Below are 14670 nucleotides of genomic sequence, written 5' to 3' on the forward strand. Positions count from 1 at the left end.
AGCCCCTGGGAAACCCTGGTGGGGGCCTCAGCCCCGCTGGGACTTGGGCGCCCCGACCGAGCCGGGGTCCTGCCGGCCGGCCTTCTCGGCGCCGCCGGAGGTGTCGTCCTCGGCGTTCACCTGGAAGTCCACCTTGCTCATGTGCTTGTTCATGGACTTCATCAGGCGCCACACCGCCAGTGCCATCGCCGCGAAGACGATGAAGCCGAGGACACCGGGGGTGACCTTGTTCTGGTCCACCTCGGCGAAGGTGACGAGGTGCGTCATTGCCAGGCTCGCGCTTGCGCTCATGTCAGGCATTGTCCCTCAGGACCGGCGGACGCCTGCAAAGAGGTCGTCCTCCGGGAGGGAGGTGTCCACGAGGGACTTCGCGAGCTCGTACTCCTCCGTCGGCCAGACCTCCCTCTGGAGGTCCATCGGGACCCGGAACCAGCCCCCGTCGGGATCGATCTGGGTGGCGTGCGCGATCAGGGCCTTGTCACGGATCTCGAAGAAGTCCGCGCACGGGATGTGGGTGGTCAGCGTGCGCTCGACACGCTCCATCTCGCTCCACCGCTCCAGCCACTCCCCGTACGGCGACTCAAGCCCGCGGTCGAGCATCGCGTGGTGCAGCGCCTCGGTACGCGGCCGGTTGAAGCCCTGGTTGTAGTAGAGCTTCAGCGGCTGCCACGCCGGGCCGAACTCCGCCTCCGGGTACTTCTCGGTGTCCGCGGCACCCTCGAACGCCACCATCGAGATCTTGTGGGTCATGATGTGGTCGGGGTGCGGATAGCCGCCGTTCTCGTCATAGGTGGTGATCGCCTGCGGGCGGAACGCGCGGATCTTGCGCACCAACTCACCGGCCGCCTTGTCGACGTCCTCCAGAGCGAAACAGCCCTCGGGAAGCGGGGGCAGCGGGTCGCCCTCGGGCAGGCCGGAGTCGACGAAGCCGAGCCACTCCTGCTTGACGCCGAGAATCTCCCGGGCCTCGTCCATCTCCTTCTTGCGTACCTCGTGGATGTGCTCCTCGATGTACTTGTCGCCCTGGAGCTTCGGATTGAGGATGGAGCCGCGCTCCCCGCCCGTGCAGGTCACCACCAGCACGTCCACCCCCTCGGACACGTACTTCGCCATGGTGGCCGCGCCCTTGCTCGACTCGTCGTCGGGGTGGGCGTGCACAGCCATCAGTCGCAGTTGGTCAGTCAAGACTCGATCCTCAGTAAGTCGTCAAGTGCGCGCCCTGCGTGATTCGGCGCGATGAGCGGCTTCTATAGTGACCGAATCGGAGGGTGAAAAATTCCGGGACCGGTCCCGGAACGCCCCGTCCGGGGCGTCTGTTGTCCCGGTCCCTGCCGAGAGGACGATCATGAGTACGGCGAGCACGGAGCTGCCCCAAGGGCGCTACGGCCGCTCCGCGGACGAGCGCGCCGACCGCACACTCAAGATCGTCGGCAGTGTGCTGGGCGTGGTGCTGCTGCTGGTCGTCGGCCTTTTCGCGTACCACTACGTCTTCCAGAACAAGATCAGCGGCGAAGTGATCACCTTCCAGGCCTCGCGGGACGCGGTCAAGGTGCACCTGGAGGTGCGCAAGGACGCGGACGCCTCCGGCTACTGCACCCTGCGCTCCCAGTCCGCGGACGGCACCGAGGTCGGCCGCGCGGATTTCCGGTTCGGCGGACACGCCACGCGCATCGACAAGGTCGTCACCCTGCGCACCACGTCCCAGGGAAGCACCGCGGAGCTTCTCGGCTGTCACACGGGCTGACATCACCCGTCTCGCGTAAGCGCTGACCTGCGCTGACGTAATTCTGATGGCTTATGTCCTCCCCCTTTGGCCGTTGAATTGTTAGGCTCGTGGTTTCGCCCACTCGTGAAGGACCGTTCTTCTGGGTAGGGCGATGCTTTGTATTCCCAGTACCGACGAGGAGCACCTGTGACCCAGACCAGCGAGAACGTCACCTGGCTGACCCAGGAGGCGTACAACAAGCTCAAGGACGAGCTTGAGCACCTTACTGGTCCTGCGCGCACGGAGATCGCCGCCAAGATCGCGGCCGCGCGCGAGGAGGGCGACCTGCGCGAGAACGGCGGGTACCACGCGGCCAAGGAGGAGCAGGGCAAGCAGGAGCTCCGTGTGCGCCAGCTGACCCAGCTCCTGGAGAACGCCCAGGTCGGCGAGGCTCCGGCCTCGACCGATGGCGCCGTGGCCCCCGGCATGGTCGTGACGATCGCCTTCGACGGTGACGAGGACGACACGCTGACGTTCCTGCTCGCCTCGCGCGAGTACGCGAGCGCCGACATCGAGACGTACTCGCCGCAGTCCCCGCTCGGCGCCGGCGTGCTCGGCCACAAGGTCGGCGAGGACGCGCAGTACGAGCTGCCCAACGGCAAGAAGGCCTCGGTGAAGATCCTGAAGGCCGAGCCCTACCAGGGCTGAGCCTTCCCCACCTCGGCGATGCCCCCGGCGCCCATGCGGCACCGGGGGCATCGCCGTCCCCTGGGCCGGGGCCCAGGGGACGGGGTCGCGTCAGGCCGTCGCGGAGCGGTACTTGCGCACCGCCAGCGTCCGGAATATCACGATAATCACGACCGAGTAGATCAGGGACGCCCAGACGGGGTGGGCCATGGGCCAGGCGTCCGAGGGCGAGACCCCGGGGTTGCCGAACAGCGTGCGGCAGGCCTGGACGGTCGCGCTGAACGGATTCCACTCGGCGATGTGCCGCAGCCAGGGCGTCATATGGGTGGTGTCCACAAACGCGTTCGAGATGAACGTGACCGGGAACAGCCAGATCAGTCCACCCGAGGTGGCCGCCTCCGGCGTACGCACCGAGAGGCCGATCAGCGCGCCGATCCAGGTGAACGCATATCCCGTCAGCAGCAGCAGACCGAACGCGGCCAGCACCTTGCCGGCGTTGGTGTCGCCGTTGGAACCCACACGCCAGCCGACCAGCAGGGCGACGATCGCGAGGACGAACACGGTCAGCGCGGTCTGCACGAGGTCCGCGAGCGTCCGCCCGGTGAGCACCGCGCCCCGCGCCATGGGCAGGGAGCGGAAGCGGTCGATGAGCCCCTTGTGCATGTCGTCGGCGATGCCCGCGCCGGCGCCCGCCGTGGCGAACGTGACGGTCTGGGCGAAGATGCCGGCCATCAGGAAGTTGCGGTAGGCCTCGGGGCTGGTGCTGCCGCCGATCTGCATGGAACCGCCGAAGACGTAGCTGAACAGCACCACGAACATGATCGGCTGGATCAGCCCGAAGATCACCATCTCCGGAATGCGGGTCATACGGATGAGATTCCGCTTCGCGACCACCAGCGAGTCCCGGAAGGACTGGCTGATCGGGTTCGCCGGCGCCGCGGTGGCCACGGTGTCGGTGACTGCACTCACTTCGCGCTCTCCTTCGTGCGCTTGCGGGCCTTGCTGTTCCCGGCCGCGCCGTTGTCCTCGGACTTCTGCTCGGCCATGTGACCGGTCAGGGACAGGAAGACGTCGTCCAGGGTGGGACGGCGCAGCCCTATGTCGTCGATCTCGATGCCGTGGGTGTCAAGCTCCCGGATGACCTCGGCGAGGAGCTTGGCGCCGCCGGTGACGGGGACGGTGAGCTTGCGCATGTGCTCCTCGACCGTGGTCTCGCCCTTGCCGAAGCCGCGCAGGACGTCGGTGGCGGTCGGGATGTCCTCGCGCTGGTGCACCACGACCTCGACGCGCTCGCCTCCGGTGCGCGCCTTGAGCTGGTCGGAGGTGCCCCGGGCGATGACGCGGCCGTGGTCGACCACGCAGATCTCGTGCGCCAGATGGTCGGCCTCTTCGAGGTACTGGGTGGTCAGCAGGAGCGTGGTGCCGCCGGAGACGAGCTGCTTGATGACCTCCCACAGCTGCTGGCGGTTGCGCGGGTCGAGACCGGTCGTCGGCTCGTCCATGAACATCACGGGCGGACGGACCACGAGCGCGGCCGCGAGGTCGAGGCGGCGGCGCATGCCGCCGGAGTAGGTCTTCGTGGGGCGGTCGGCGGCCTCCGTGAGGTTGAACTGCTCCAGCAGCTCCGCCGCCCGCTGCTTGGCCGCCTTCGCCTTCATCTGGTAGAGCTGGCCCACCATCTGAAGGTTCTCCCGGCCGGTCAGGTACTCGTCGACCGCGGCGAACTGACCGGACAGGCCGACCGAGCGGCGCACCGCGTCGGGATTCTTGAGCACGTCGATCCCCGCGACGGTCGCGGTGCCGCTGTCGGGGCGCAGCAGGGTCGTGAGGCAGCGGACCGCGGTGGTCTTGCCCGCGCCGTTCGGCCCCAGCAGGCCCAGCACGGTGCCCTCCGGGACATCCAGGTCGACGCCGTCCAGAGCCCTTACGTCGCCGAAGGTCTTCACCAGACCTTCGGCATAGATGGCGCCTGGCATATCAGTTCTCCACGTCATTGGGAATTTGGGCAATGAGGGTACGATTCGGGCTTCGTCCGCTCGATGGGCCTTCCGCCCGCGCGGCCGCGAACGACCGAGTGTGCGCACAGACCGGCGAGACACTCACACCATAACGCGATGTATCGCGTCTCTCAATGCATTTTTCCACCGGGTCACGACGACGCCCCCGACCTCAGTCGATGACGGTGTAACCCGCCTCCCGCAGTGCCCGGCCCACCTCGGCGCAGTGCTCCGGGCCCATCGTCTCCAGCTGCAGCTCCACCTCCGCCTCCGTGAGCCCGAGCCGCGGGTCGGTCCGTACGTGACTCACATCGAGGACGTTAGCGTCGGCCACTGACAACACCCCGAGAAGCGTCGCGAGTGCCCCCGGGCGGTCGGTCACCCGCAGCCGGACGGCGAGGTAGCGGCCCTGCGCGGCCATGCCGTGCCGAAGGATGCGCTGGAGCAGCACCGGGTCCACGTTGCCGCCGGACAGCAGCGCCACCACCGGCCCCTCGAAGGTGCCGGGACCGCTCAGAAGCGCCGCAACGGGACTCGCACCGGCCGGCTCCACGACCAGCTTGATCCGCTCCAGGCACAGCAGGACCGCGGCGGACAGGGCGTCCTCGGACACCGTGCGGACCTCGTCGACCAGGTCCTCGACGATACGGAACGGCACCTCACCGGGCCGGCCCACCTTGATCCCGTCGGCCATCGTCGCCGGGTTCGCCACCGGCACCGGGCGCCCGGCCGCCAGCGAGGGCGGGTACGCGGCCGCACCCTCCGCCTGCACGCCCACCACCCGCACATCGGGACGCAACGCCTTCACCGCGGTCGCCACCCCCGCCGCCAGCCCGCCGCCCCCCATGCCCACGACGACGGTGCGCACCTCGGGGCACTGCTCCAGGATCTCCAGACCTACCGTCCCCTGACCGGCGACGACGTCGGGATGGTCGAACGGATGGATGAGGACCGCGCCCGTCTCGGCCGCGTACTCCTGAGCGGCGGCCAGCGAGTCGTCCACCACCTGTCCGTAGAGCCGTACGTCGGCGCCGTACTCACGGGTCGCGCTGATCTTCGGCAGCGGAGCGCCCTTGGGCATGAAGACGGTGGAGTGCACACCCAGCAGCGAGGACGCGAGGGCCACTCCCTGGGCGTGGTTGCCCGCGCTCGCGGCGACGACACCCGCCGCCCGCTCCTCGGGCAGCAGCCCGGCGATGCGCACATATGCGCCACGCAGCTTGAACGAACCGGTCCGCTGGAGGTTCTCGCACTTCAGGTGCACCGGTGTGCCGACCAGCTGCGACAGGTACCTGCTGCCCTCCATCGCGGTGACGCGCGCGACGCCCGAGAGCATCTTCTGGGCGCCCCGGACGTCGTCCAGCGTCACCGCGGGCAGGGAGTCGGCCGTGCTGTAGTTCATGACCACCAGTCTCGCAGTTCACGCCCGTCCGCAGCGGGTGTGACCAAGCTGCGAAACGGGTTTGCGCAGCGCCGGTACGCCCCGCGCCCCGGCCGCGTACCCTGTCCCCCAACCCAGCTTCCACGCATGAATTGAGCCCCCGGCCATGCCCACAACACCTGAAATGTCGATGGACATGTCGACCGTCGGTGACCCCGGTCTTCTGGACACGCTGCAGCACGAGGTCGCAGTGTTCGCACGCCGCGCCGAACAGACGCGGCTCGGCGGAGTCGGGCAGGTGCGCAACTCGATGGACCGTGCCGCATATCTCCTGCTCAACCGCCTCGACAAGGAAGGCCCGATGGGCGTCAAGGCGCTCGCCGCGAGCATGGGCATCGACTCCTCGACGGTCACCCGGCAGGTGGCCCCGCTGGTGGACACCGGTCTCGTCAAGCGGACCTCCCACCCGGAGGACGGGCGCGCGGTGGTGCTCCAGCTCTCCCCGCGCGGACTGTCGCGCCTGGAAGAGGTGCGCTCCTCCCGGCGGCAGCTCATGGCCGAACTGACGCACGACTGGACCCCCGCGGAGCGCCAGGAGTTCTGCTCGCTCCTCACGCGCTTCAACGTGGCCCTCTCGGCCCGCCAGACATCGCAGGTCCTTCCGGGGAACGAGGCACAGCAGCCGTCCTGAGTCCCGGGCGCCCCGTCCGTCGTCTCCCGGCACGCATGCGTGCCGGGCGCTCCCCGGCTCTTGACCCCGGGGTCGCCGCCGGTCTCATATGAGATCGGGTCCCTGTCGTACACGCTCCGGCATCCCGCACGCGCACCCGCGCCGTGCGGGCTCGGCCGCCTCCGTACGGCGCGGCCCCGACCCTTCATGGTCGCCCTCAGTCGGGAGGCGCGGTGCGAGAACGGCATGCGTCCCAAGAGGCCCGCCGGGCCCGGGACTTCGAGGCCTTCGTCGCGGGCGCGGCCGGACGGCTGCTGCATGCGGCCACCCTGCTCACCGCGGAGACCCCGGACGACAACCCGCGCGCCCGGCGCCTGCTGACGCTGGCCCTCGCCGAGACGTACGCCTCCTGGGACCGGCTGCGCGGCGACGACCCCTACGACCGCACGCGCCAACAGCTCGCCACCCGCTTCGCGCGCGAGGCATGGCACCGGCACGGGACCTTCGGCCGGCAGCGCAGGGATCGGGGCGGCATCCTCGCGGGCCTGTCTCCTCGGGAGCGGCTGATGCTCGTACTCAGGTTGTACGAAGGTGTGACCGAGGAACAGACCGGGGCGCTGCTGGGACTGCCCACCGAGCGGGTGCGCGCGATCTGCGCACGTGCGGTGGCGACGCTGCTGCACCCGCCGCCCCGGCCGGCGCCCGCGGTGCCGGTCGCGAAGGTGGCCCCGTCGTGACCGGCACGGACCGGAGAACGGGCGACGGCACGACGGGCCGCCCGACCTGCATACGGGAACCGAGGTGACCGATGTATCTGCGCGAGCGTGACGCCGCCGTACGGCGGATGCTGGAGCGGACACCGCCCCCTGTGCCGCCCGACCTGTACCCGGAGGTGCTGCGGCGCGGCACCCGGATCCTGCGCCGCCGGACCGCGGCGCGCCGCCTGCTGTGGATCACGCTGCTGGCCGCGGCCCTCGCCTTCGCGATCTGGGCGTCCCTGACCCGGCCCTGGGCGGAGCCGCCGTCCACGACGACTCCGCCCATCAGCGGCTGGTGAGAAGGGGCGGCGGCTAGCCGAGAGCCTGCTGCAGGTCCTCCAGGAGGTCGTCGACGTTCTCGATGCCCACCGAGAGACGGACCAGGTCGGAGGGGACCTCCAGGGCCGAGCCGGCCGCGGACGCGTGCGTCATGCGCCCCGGGTGCTCGACGAGCGACTCCACACCGCCCAGGGACTCGCCGAGCGTGAACACCTTGGCGCGGTTGCAGACCTCGACCGCCGCCTCCTCGCCGCCCTCGACCTGGAAGGAGACCATGCCGCCGAACGCCTTCATCTGCTTCGCGGCGATCTCGTGACCGGGGTGCTCCGCCAGGCCCGGGTACAGAACGCGCGTCACACGCGCGTGCCGGGTGAGCATGTCGGCGATCCTGGCGGCGTTCTCGCTGTGCCGGTCCATACGGACCGCGAGCGTCTTGGTACCGCGCAGCACCAGCCACGAGTCGAACGGGCCGGCGACCGCGCCCATCGCGTTCTGGTGGTACGCCAGCTGCTCGCCGAGCTCCTGGTCGTTCACGATCAGCGCACCGCCGACGACGTCGGAGTGGCCGCCCATGTACTTGGTCAGGGAGTGCACGACGACGTCCGCACCGAGCGCGAGGGGCTGCTGCAGGTAGGGCGTCGCGAACGTGTTGTCGACGACGAGCCTGGCGCCCGCGTCACGTGCGATCTGGGCGACGACGGCGATGTCGGTGATGCCGAGCAGCGGGTTGGAGGGGGTCTCCACCCAGACGACCTTGGTCTTCGGGGTGAGTGCGGCTCGTACCGCCGACGGATCGGAGGTGTCCGCGACGGACCATTCCACGCCCCACCTCGAGACCACCTTCGCGAACAGACGGAACGTGCCGCCGTACGCGTCGTTCGGGATGACCACGTGGTCGCCGGGGCTGAGCAGCGTACGCAACAGGCAGTCCTCGGCCGCCAGTCCGGACGCGAACGCGAGACCGCGGCGGCCGCCCTCCAGGGCCGCGAGGTTCTCCTCGAGTGCGGTCCTGGTCGGGTTGGCGCTGCGGCTGTACTCGTAGCCGCCGCGCAGCCCGCCGACGCCGTCCTGCTTGTAGGTCGACACCTGGTAGATCGGTGGGACGACCGCGCCCGTCAGGGGGTCGGCGGTGTTCCCCGCGTGAATCGCGAGGGTCTCGAAGTGCTGACTGATGTGCCTGTCGCTCATGTGCACCGAGGGTAGTGCTCCGGCGGCGGGGACGACGGACCTCGGGGACCCGGGCGCCGGGACGGGCGAGCCGGTCCCGGAGAGCACGGACCGGAGCACCCGGTCCCGGAGAGCACGGACCGGAGCACCGGTCCCGGCGAGCACGGACCGGAGCACCCGGACCCGGCGAGCCGGACCTGGGAACAGGGGTGCGAGGCGCTGGGCGCGGCAACCGCGCCCGATGCCCGTGCCGGTCGGTGCGCCAGTGGTTTTCCACAGGCCCGGCGACCGGGTTGGCCAAGTGTCCGACCCGTCTGGTTCGCTGGAGGCATGGCGATTCTCTGGGTCCTGATGGCGGCGGCCATGTTCAGCATGGTCCTGCTGCCCGTTCTCATGCGCAGGCGCGCGCGCATCCAGCAGGTGGCGCCGGGCCATCCGGACGCGGCGGACCCCGCGAACTACGGCTTCGTGCGCCAGGAGGAGCTGGACGTCCGCATGCCCGGCCCCGACCAGGACCTGCTGGACGTCCTGGACGTGGTGCAGCAGACGCAGGACTACCACGCCGCCGCGCAGCTCCTGGCCGGCACGGAGGCGGAGGGCGAGACGCGCTGGCAGCGTGTGCAGGCCTTCGCGGGCTCCGCGTCCCTGGAACTGCAGACGCGGCCCGGAGGAGTGAGCGAGATCCCGGGCGGCCAGTGGCTGCGGGTGTGGCGGACCGAGGCCCCGAAGGACGCGGGCGGCGCGGCCGTGCAAGCGGAGTTCCTGGTGCAGCAGGCCTGGCGCACGTCGACGCCGGGCACGGAGGAGTTCCGGATCATCATGGAGGAGGCGCAGTCGGCCTGCGCCGAGGCGGCACTGCTGGCCCCCGGTGACCCGGTCCCGTACATCATCGAGCTCTCGGTGGCCCGTGGCCTCGGCTACCCGCGGCCGGAGTTCGAGCAGCTGTGGCTGAAGGTCCTGGACCGCGCCCCGACCCACATGGGGGCGCACCTGGCGGCACTGCACTACTGGTGCGAGAAGTGGCACGGCTCGCGCGAGCTGGCCTACTCCTTCGCGGAGGCGGCGGCCGCGCGTGCCCCGCAGGGCTCGCTCCTGGCCGCGATGCCCCTCTTCGCGGTCTTCGAGCACCTGCCCGAGGTGAACCTGGTCAGCAGCTTCTACCGGAGCGAGGTCGTGACCAAGGCGATCCACGGCGCACTCTTCGCGGTGCAGTCGGCCCGCTCCGACGACCCCATGGCAGCGCACGTCCGCCACCTCCTGATCCTCTTCCTGGTCCGCAGCGAGCGCTGGCCGGAGGCGATGGCCCAGCTGGTCCATGTCGACGGTCATGTGGGTGCGCTGCCCTGGACCCTGAGCGCCGACCCGGCCGCGGACTACGCGATGTACCGGGCCCTGGCGGTGGCGGGCTTCGAGGCGAACGGCGGAAGCCCGGCGGCCCTGCCGCACTGAGTCCACCGGCCACGCCGCGCGGCGGCACACCAGGGCCGCGCCCCGGTGTCCGCCCCGGAATTCCGGGGCGGACACGCACGTTGGGCGTCAAGCCCCACTCGTTCCATGCCCCCTGTGGAGACCATATGTTCCCGTACAGCCGCACTCCCCGGCTGCCCACGCCGGAGCAGGCCCTGAGCGGTCGCCCCAAGCCGATCTTCACGGTCCCCGCGCGGCACACGGTGCTCGGCACCCCTCTCCTCGGCCCCTACCCGGAGGGCCTGGAGATCGCGGACTTCGCCCTCGGCTGCTTCTGGGGCGCCGAGCGCTCGTTCTGGCAGCTCCCGGGCGTCCACACGACGCTCGTCGGCTATCAGGGCGGCTACACCGAGAACCCCACATACGAAGAGGTCTGCTCGGGCCTGACGGGCCACACCGAGACGGTCCGTGTGGTCCACGACCCGGAGAAGATCTCCTACGAGCGCCTGTTGCAGGTCTTCTGGGAGTCCCACGACCCCACGCAGGGCTTCCGCCAGGGCAACGACGTCGGCACCCAGTACCGCTCGGCGATCCACACCCACTCCCCCGCCCAGGCGACCGCGGCGCGGGCGTCCCGCGAGGCGTACCAGAAGGTCCTCACCTACTCGGGCCACGGCAGCATCACCACGGAACTGCTCCCCGCGGAGGGCCGCGAGTTCTACCCGGCGGAGGGATACCACCAGCAGTACCTGGACAAGAACCCGGGCGGGTACTGCGGATTGGGCGGGACGGGGGTGTCGTGCCCGACGGGTATCGCTCCGACGCCGGAGCCCAGGGACCAGTAGCCGGTGTCGTGCGCCGGGGTGCCTGAAGAGGACCGTCGCGGCACCGGCAGCCCGCACGGTGCCGCACCAGGCGCTCTCCGCCGCAACCAACGGAGTCGAAAATCAGTGGCCCCCCGAAGCGGGCCAACGCGAGGCTGGACGCCATGGAAGAACCGCAACGCGGGATCCGTGCGGTCCATACGGAATCCACGATCACCGTCTACCAGGCCTACTCCCGGGAAATCGGCCTGCCCGCCGTCCGCGAGGGCCGATTCCCCGCCATCTGGAAGCGGGACAGGATGACGTGGATCAAGCCGTCGTTCCTGTGGATGATGTACCGCTGTGGCTGGGGCGCGAAGACAGGGCAGGAAACCGTCCTCGCTGTCGAGATCAGCCGTGACGGCTTCGACTGGGCGCTGCGCCACGCGTGTCTGTCGAGCTATGTCCGCGGGGTGCATCCCGACCGAGCCGCCTGGCAGCGTCAGTTGAAGCGTGCGCCCACTCGTGTGCAGTGGGACCCCGAGCGGGACCTGCGTCTCCAGCCCCTGCCGCACCGGTCGCTGCAACTCGGCCTCTCCGGAGAGGCCGCACGCCGCTACGCCGACGAGTGGACGGTCGCCATCCGCGACGTGACCCCGCTCGCCCATGAGATCCACGCCCTCGTCAGCAGCGGGGACCTGGACTCCGCCGCCCGGCTGCTGCCCCAGGAATACCCCTATCCCCATGGAGACGAGCTTCTTGCCCACCTACACGGATAACAGGCTGCTCCACCCGACAGCCGGCTCCGGCCCATGGGTCACATGGCAACACAGGCCCGCCGGGACGGATGTGTCGTGCCCGACGGCTATCGCTCCGACGCCGGAGGCCGGGAACCAGTAGCCGGTGCCATGCGTCGGGGGTGCCTGAAGAGGACCGCACCGGCACCCGCGGCCCGCACGGTGCCGTACCAGGCGCTCTCCGCGAGGGCCGACGCCTTCTCGTGGCAGACGTGCGCAGGGCCGCGTGTCCGGGCCGACGGCCGACGTTCGGATCACCCAAAGCGGCCCTTCAGGTGATTGCAAGATGCCTCATGAGCCGGACGACCCTCGCAGGGGTACGACGTCCCAGCAGAGAACGAACCCAGAACGCCGTGAGGAGCGTGGCGATGTACGCAGCAGTCCGACGGTACGAAGGGGTGACCGATTCGGCCGAGGCCGCACGTCTCGTGAACGAGGGATTCGTGCCGCTCATGCGCCAGGTCTCCGGCTTCGTGGCCTACTACTGGATCGATACCGGGGACGGAGTGATGGTCTCGACCAGCGTCTTCCAGGACCAGGCAGGTGCCGACGAATCGGTCTCGAGGGCTGCGGACTTCGTGCGGGACAACCTTGCGTCACTGCTCCCCAACCCTCCCCAGGTCATGGCCGGCGAGGTGGTGGCCTCCGCATGACAGCGTTCGGACCGGCCACATGAGATGGCCTCAAACGCCGGCCCGTAGTGCCCGCACGGTCGACCTTCACAGCCCGCGCATTTTCACTGGATGTGATCGGACAGAAGGACACTCCGGTCGGCAGCGGCCCCGGATCAAGGGAAATCCATGTCCGACAAGCATCACGGAACGGTGGCGGTCACCGGAGTGACCGGGGCACTGGGCAGCCGGATCGCGGCGCGGCTCGCCGACCGTGGCGTCCCCCAACTCCTCGTCGGACGCAGCCCCGATCGCATGCCCGACCTGCCGGGCGCCCGGCGACGCGGTCCCGCCGCCTACGGCGACGCCTCCGCGATGCGCCGGGCGCTGGAGGGCGCGTCGACGCTCGTCCTGGTCTCCGGACACCGCACGGGACGCCGGCTGGAGGAACACGCCACCGCGGTGGAGGCCGCGATCGCGGCCGGCGTGGACCGGGTCCTGTATGTGTCCCTCGTCGGCGCCTCGCCCACCGCCACCTACCTGAACGCCCGCGACCAGTGGCTGACCGAACGGTTCCTGGCCGGAGCCGGCATCCGCCATACGGTGCTCCGGGCGGGCTTCTACACAGCGACACCGGCCGCGCTCGCCGACGAGGAATTCGTCGTCAGCGGCCCCGCGACCACCGGTCGGGCCGCCTTCGCCACCCACGAGGACATCGCGGACGTGATCACCGCGGTCGCCCTCGACGACGGTCCCCGTTCCGAGCACGACGGCGCGGTCCTGGAGATCACCGGGCCCGAGGCCCTGACCCTCCACGAAGCGGTCACCCGGATCGCCGCGGCCACCGGAAGGCCCTACCGCTTCGAACCAGAGACCCTCGAGGAAGCCTTCGCGCGGCGATGGCGGCAGGGCATGAGCGGGGAACAGATCGAGACCTGGATCTCGTGGTACCAAGCGATCGAGAAGGGCGAGATCTCCCTGGTCACCGACGTCGTCACCCGGCTGACCGGCTCACCGGCGACCTCGATCTCCGACGCGGCCTGGTGGCCGTCACCGAACACAGCGCGTGGCACCCCCTGAGCTCGGGCGGACGGACGAGTGTGTTGGCCCGACCTGGATCGAGCCGCCGTTCCTGTGGATGATGTACCGCTGCGGCCGGGCACGACGACGGGGCAGCAGGCCGTCTTGGCGGTCGAGATCGCTCATGACGGCTTCAGGAGGGCGCTGCGCCACGCGTGTCTGTCGAATTACGTCCGCGGGGCGCACCCCGACCGAGGCAGCCGGCAGCGCCAGTTGAAGGGTGCACCCACTCCCGGGCAGTGGGAGCCCGAGCGGGTCGCGTCGAACGCAACCCGGGCCCGGTGCGTCGTAGGAGCGGTGCGTCGTAGGAGCGGTACGCCGCGAGGCCCGTGCCCGTCACCGTCGGACCCAGGGGGACCCATGCCCACACGCGCCGCACAACTGCTCCTCGCCCTCACCCTGCTTGCCGCAGCGGGTGGGACCGTCACCGCTTGCGACAGCGGTCGTGGCGCTCAGTCCCGCACCCCCCGCGACAACCCGGTGGCGGAGGCCCGCGCTCGTCAAGTGGCCGATGCATGGGACGGTTCCGAGGCCGCCCGGGCTTGGCGCAAGGGCTACTACCCGATCGGAGAGGCGGTCCAGTTGCCCGAGGACGCCTTCCACGACGAAGCCGACAAGCAGGCCTATGAGAGCCGCAGCTTCACCCTGCGCGGCCGACTGCCCACCGCGCCGCGCAAGAACGGCCTGGTGAGGTGGCAGAGCGGGGGCTCGCTCAGGCTGCCGCTGATGGAGGCTCAGCAGGCGTACGAGGCGGTGGCCCACGGCGGCGGCAAGGGACCGCAGTTGCACGTGACCGAGGTGAAGCCGGGTGAGATGACTTTGGCCACCAGTCGCGGGCCGGCCACCGTTCCGGCCTGGCTTTTCACCTTGGACGGCTACGACACTCCGCTCAAGCGTGCCGCCATCCGTTCCTCGGAACCTCCGACGCCGCCTATCGAGTCGTTCGCGGAGGGGTCCAGCGCCACGTTGCAGGCGCTTCAGCGCCTGGTCGGGACGCCAGGGGACGGCCGGAACGTCACCGTTGCGGCCCCCCACGGAGCCTGCGACGACGGGCCTGCCGTGGACGTGCTCGAGACGGGCGGGAGCGTGGTGCTGTCCGCGTCCGTCGTCGGGACGAAGGACGGTCCCTGCACCGCCCAGCTGCTCAGCGAGAGGCTGGCGGTGAAACTGGACCGGCCGCTCGGCGATCGCGTGCTCCTGGACGCGTTCACCGGCCGGCCGGTGGCCTACGGACGGCCGTAGGGGCACGCGCGTCGGACCTCGGCAGGGGAGTTCCGGGTCGGGGAACGTGACGGTCCCGAAGTGGGTACGTTGTGGTTCCCGGCGGC

Annotated in this window: 17 protein-coding genes and 1 pseudogene; 12 read left to right on the forward strand and 6 right to left on the reverse strand. The window is 70.2% G+C overall.

Annotated features, from left to right (window positions below; all coding sequences use genetic code 11):
- Positions 1–27: 27 nt before the first annotated feature.
- On the reverse strand, positions 28–300 hold the full coding sequence (locus RCR19_RS14245; protein WP_331265499.1) for a hypothetical protein: 273 nt from the start codon (positions 298–300) through the stop codon (positions 28–30).
- 6 nt (positions 301–306) lie between these two features.
- Entirely contained in the window at positions 307–1185 is an 879-nt protein-coding gene (gene mca / locus RCR19_RS14250) for a mycothiol conjugate amidase Mca (RefSeq protein WP_331265500.1), read from the reverse strand.
- A gap of 160 nt (positions 1186–1345) precedes the next feature.
- On the opposite strand from mca, the gene RCR19_RS14255 reads away from it, so the two are divergent.
- Entirely contained in the window at positions 1346–1744 is a 399-nt protein-coding gene (locus tag RCR19_RS14255) for a DUF4307 domain-containing protein (RefSeq protein ID WP_331265501.1), read from the forward strand.
- 168 nt (positions 1745–1912) lie between these two features.
- Entirely contained in the window at positions 1913–2413 is a 501-nt protein-coding gene (gene greA / locus RCR19_RS14260) for a transcription elongation factor GreA (RefSeq protein ID WP_059129165.1), read from the forward strand.
- 90 nt (positions 2414–2503) lie between these two features.
- Here the strand turns inward: greA and RCR19_RS14265 are convergent, their stop codons facing one another.
- From RCR19_RS14265 to ilvA, 3 genes are all read right to left on the reverse strand, one after another.
- The gene (locus RCR19_RS14265) at positions 2504–3361 is read right to left on the reverse strand and encodes an ABC transporter permease (RefSeq protein ID WP_331265502.1); all 858 of its coding nucleotides are present in this window, start codon (positions 3359–3361) and stop codon (positions 2504–2506) included.
- Positions 3358–4368, reverse strand: coding sequence for an ATP-binding cassette domain-containing protein (locus tag RCR19_RS14270; RefSeq protein ID WP_331265503.1), 1011 nt, complete (start codon positions 4366–4368; stop codon positions 3358–3360). The genes RCR19_RS14265 and RCR19_RS14270 overlap by 4 nt, the downstream gene beginning before the upstream one ends.
- A 193-nt stretch (positions 4369–4561) precedes the next feature.
- Complete coding sequence (gene ilvA, locus RCR19_RS14275; protein WP_331265504.1) at positions 4562–5791, reverse strand: threonine ammonia-lyase; 1230 nt, start codon at positions 5789–5791, stop codon at positions 4562–4564.
- Positions 5792–5954: 163 nt separating this feature from the next.
- On the opposite strand from ilvA, the gene RCR19_RS14280 reads away from it, so the two are divergent.
- The 3 genes from RCR19_RS14280 to RCR19_RS14290 all read left to right on the forward strand — a co-directional run bounded on the left by RCR19_RS14280 (position 5955) and on the right by RCR19_RS14290 (position 7497).
- Positions 5955–6461, forward strand: coding sequence for a MarR family transcriptional regulator (locus RCR19_RS14280; protein WP_059129168.1), 507 nt, complete (start codon positions 5955–5957; stop codon positions 6459–6461).
- Between the two features lie 212 nt (positions 6462–6673).
- Positions 6674–7177, forward strand: coding sequence for a sigma factor-like helix-turn-helix DNA-binding protein (locus tag RCR19_RS14285; protein WP_331265505.1), 504 nt, complete (start codon positions 6674–6676; stop codon positions 7175–7177).
- 71 nt (positions 7178–7248) lie between these two features.
- Positions 7249–7497 carry a hypothetical protein gene (locus RCR19_RS14290; RefSeq protein ID WP_331265506.1) on the forward strand — a complete coding sequence of 83 codons (249 nt, stop codon included), beginning with the start codon at positions 7249–7251 and terminating at the stop codon, positions 7495–7497.
- Between the two features lie 13 nt (positions 7498–7510).
- On the opposite strand, the gene RCR19_RS14295 is transcribed toward RCR19_RS14290, so the two are convergent.
- Complete coding sequence (locus RCR19_RS14295; protein ID WP_331265507.1) at positions 7511–8665, reverse strand: cystathionine gamma-synthase; 1155 nt, start codon at positions 8663–8665, stop codon at positions 7511–7513.
- Positions 8666–8974: 309 nt separating this feature from the next.
- Here RCR19_RS14295 and RCR19_RS14300 point away from each other — a divergent pair, with 309 nt between their 5' ends.
- The 7 genes and pseudogenes from RCR19_RS14300 to RCR19_RS14330 all read left to right on the forward strand — a co-directional run bounded on the left by RCR19_RS14300 (position 8975) and on the right by RCR19_RS14330 (position 14584).
- Entirely contained in the window at positions 8975–10093 is a 1119-nt protein-coding gene (locus RCR19_RS14300; RefSeq protein ID WP_331265508.1) for a hypothetical protein, read from the forward strand.
- A gap of 125 nt (positions 10094–10218) precedes the next feature.
- A complete protein-coding gene (gene msrA / locus RCR19_RS14305) occupies positions 10219–10896 on the forward strand; it encodes a peptide-methionine (S)-S-oxide reductase MsrA (RefSeq protein WP_331265509.1) in 678 nt (225 codons plus the stop codon).
- A gap of 143 nt (positions 10897–11039) precedes the next feature.
- Positions 11040–11633 carry a DUF4291 domain-containing protein gene (locus RCR19_RS14310; RefSeq protein ID WP_331265510.1) on the forward strand — a complete coding sequence of 198 codons (594 nt, stop codon included), beginning with the start codon at positions 11040–11042 and terminating at the stop codon, positions 11631–11633.
- A gap of 386 nt (positions 11634–12019) precedes the next feature.
- The gene (locus RCR19_RS14315; RefSeq protein ID WP_059129175.1) at positions 12020–12304 is read left to right on the forward strand and encodes a hypothetical protein; all 285 of its coding nucleotides are present in this window, start codon (positions 12020–12022) and stop codon (positions 12302–12304) included.
- A 147-nt stretch (positions 12305–12451) separates the two neighbouring features.
- A complete protein-coding gene (locus tag RCR19_RS14320; protein ID WP_331265511.1) occupies positions 12452–13342 on the forward strand; it encodes an NAD(P)H-binding protein in 891 nt (296 codons plus the stop codon).
- Positions 13343–13373: 31 nt separating this feature from the next.
- Positions 13374–13597: pseudogene (locus RCR19_RS14325) on the forward strand (DUF4291 family protein); the annotation flags it as partial.
- Positions 13598–13702: 105 nt separating this feature from the next.
- Positions 13703–14584, forward strand: coding sequence for a hypothetical protein (locus RCR19_RS14330; RefSeq protein ID WP_331269435.1), 882 nt, complete (start codon positions 13703–13705; stop codon positions 14582–14584).
- Positions 14585–14670: the final 86 nt, after the last annotated feature.

It is taken from the genome of Streptomyces sp. WAC07094, from assembly GCF_036320405.1.
Classification (GTDB): domain Bacteria; phylum Actinomycetota; class Actinomycetes; order Streptomycetales; family Streptomycetaceae; genus Streptomyces; species Streptomyces lannensis.

Bases quoted from the DNA above. Each gene is read 5' to 3' on its own strand.
- RCR19_RS14245 (WP_331265499.1), bottom strand. From the start codon at position 300: ATGCCTGACATGAGCGCAAGCGCGAGCCTGGCAATGACGCACCTCGTC.
- RCR19_RS14255 (WP_331265501.1), top strand. From the start codon at position 1,346: ATGAGTACGGCGAGCACGGAGCTGCCCCAAGGGCGCTACGGCCGCTCC.
- RCR19_RS14270 (WP_331265503.1), bottom strand. From the start codon at position 4,368: ATGCCAGGCGCCATCTATGCCGAAGGTCTGGTGAAGACCTTCGGCGAC.
- ilvA (WP_331265504.1), bottom strand. From the start codon at position 5,791: ATGAACTACAGCACGGCCGACTCCCTGCCCGCGGTGACGCTGGACGAC.
- RCR19_RS14280 (WP_059129168.1), top strand. From the start codon at position 5,955: ATGTCGATGGACATGTCGACCGTCGGTGACCCCGGTCTTCTGGACACG.
- RCR19_RS14290 (WP_331265506.1), top strand. From the start codon at position 7,249: ATGTATCTGCGCGAGCGTGACGCCGCCGTACGGCGGATGCTGGAGCGG.
- RCR19_RS14295 (WP_331265507.1), bottom strand. From the start codon at position 8,665: ATGAGCGACAGGCACATCAGTCAGCACTTCGAGACCCTCGCGATTCAC.
- RCR19_RS14300 (WP_331265508.1), top strand. From the start codon at position 8,975: ATGGCGATTCTCTGGGTCCTGATGGCGGCGGCCATGTTCAGCATGGTC.
- msrA (WP_331265509.1), top strand. From the start codon at position 10,219: ATGTTCCCGTACAGCCGCACTCCCCGGCTGCCCACGCCGGAGCAGGCC.
- RCR19_RS14310 (WP_331265510.1), top strand. From the start codon at position 11,040: ATGGAAGAACCGCAACGCGGGATCCGTGCGGTCCATACGGAATCCACG.
- RCR19_RS14315 (WP_059129175.1), top strand. From the start codon at position 12,020: ATGTACGCAGCAGTCCGACGGTACGAAGGGGTGACCGATTCGGCCGAG.
- RCR19_RS14320 (WP_331265511.1), top strand. From the start codon at position 12,452: ATGTCCGACAAGCATCACGGAACGGTGGCGGTCACCGGAGTGACCGGG.
- RCR19_RS14330 (WP_331269435.1), top strand. From the start codon at position 13,703: ATGCCCACACGCGCCGCACAACTGCTCCTCGCCCTCACCCTGCTTGCC.